Raw genomic sequence first — 1,624 nt, 5'->3', positions numbered from 1 at the left:
GGTTGGTCGCGGGTTCGGGTGAGTCTCAGGTCCGTGTCGTGGACGGTCGGGTACTGGCCCCCCGCCTGGCCCGCCGCCCTCTCCCTACGCAGCCCTCCGCCCAGACTCCCGCCTCGGCCTCCGCCCAGGCTTCCGCCCCCGCGTCCTCCTCGATCTCTGCTCCCGTCTCCGCCCTCTCTCCTGGGGCGGTGCTGGTGACCGGCGGGACCGGTGGGCTGGGTGCGCTGGTGGCGCGCCGGCTGGTGGAGCGTCATGGGGTCCGGGATCTGGTGCTGGTGTCGCGTCGTGGGGTGGCGGCGGCGGGGTTGGTGGCCGACCTGGAAGAAGCCGGAGCCCGGGTTCGGGTGCTGGCCTGTGATGTGTCGGATCGGCGGGCGCTGGCTGACGTGGTCGGGTCGGTGGGGCCGCTGGCGGGTGTGGTGCATGCGGCCGGGGTCCTGGACGACGGCGTCGTGGGAAGCCTCACTCCCGAGCGGGTGGACGTGGTCCTCAGACCGAAGGCGGACGCGGCCTGGTTCTTACACGAGCTGACCAAGGACATGCCGTTGCGGTTCTTCGTGCTGTTTTCCTCGCTCGCCGGGGTGGTGGGGAACGCGGGGCAGGGTAACTACGCTGCGGCGAACGCGTTCCTGGACGGGCTGGCCGTTCATCGGCGGGATGCGGGGTTGCCGGCGGTTTCGGTGGCCTGGGGCTTGTGGGATGTCGAGTCGGGGATGACCGGTGGCTTGGACGTCGCCAGGCTGAGCCGCGCCGGGATCGCCCCGCTGGGCGAGGAGGAAGGGCTCGGCCTGTTCGACGCGCTGCTGACCGGCGAGGTGGAGCCGGTCGTGGTGGGTGCTCGCTGGGACGCGGCCGGGTTGCGCGCTCGGGCCGAAGCGGGCGACCTGCCGGGAGTGCTGCGCGGTTTGGTACGCCTGCCGCGCCGTACAGCGGGAAAGGGCGCGGCGGCGGGCCTGGTGGCCCGGCTCGCCGAGCTGAGCAAGGACGAGGCGCTGAGGCTGCTGACCGACGCGGTCCGCGACCAGGTCGCCGCCGTCCTCGCGCACGGCAGCGCGGAGAAGATCAGCGTCGACCGCGCCTTCAACCAGCTCGGCTTCGACTCCCTGACGGCCGTCGAACTGCGCAACCGGCTCAACGCCGACACCGGCCTGCGACTGCCCGCGACCCTCGTCTTCGACCATCCGACCGTGCGGGAGCTGGCCCAGCACCTGTTCGACTCGCTGGCCCCGGCGCAACCTTCGCCCGAGGACATGCTGCGCGGCGCACTGGAGCACGTGGGGTCGATGCTCACCACCGCCAAGGACGACGGCGAGATCATCCGCGGCAAGCTCGTCGCCGTGCTGAGGAGCGGCCTGGCCCGCTTCAGCGGGGAACCGGACGGCGCCGGGCAGCCCGACACGATGGTGGACAAGATCGACTCCGCCTCCGACGAGGAGATCTTCGCCCTCATCGACAACGACCTGTGACCCACTTCTGTGACTGGAAAGGCCGGAGCGATGGAGACCGAGCAGAAGCTTCGCGATTACCTGAGGCGCGCGACCGTCGAACTGGCGGAGGCTCGTCAGCGTCTGTCCGAGGATCAGGGGCGCAGGCATGAGCCGATCGCGATTGTCGGTATGGCGTG

General features: G+C 71.2%; 2 protein-coding genes. Both read left to right on the top strand.

Annotated features, from left to right (window positions below):
- Positions 1-1,466, top strand: a 1,466-nt coding sequence (locus ACTMTF_RS49320; protein WP_441117026.1) for an SDR family NAD(P)-dependent oxidoreductase, incomplete at its 5' end; no start/stop codon positions are given.
- Positions 1,467-1,496: 30 nt separating this feature from the next.
- On the top strand, positions 1,497-1,624 hold a 128-nt coding region (locus ACTMTF_RS49315; RefSeq protein ID WP_441117027.1), incomplete at its 3' end, for a polyketide synthase docking domain-containing protein.

This window comes from Nonomuraea sp. ZG12, assembly GCF_052068115.1.
GTDB lineage: Bacteria > Actinomycetota > Actinomycetes > Streptosporangiales > Streptosporangiaceae > Nonomuraea.
The sequence above is the reverse complement of the archived record's forward strand: the minus strand, read 5'-3'. Positions and strand labels throughout refer to the sequence as shown.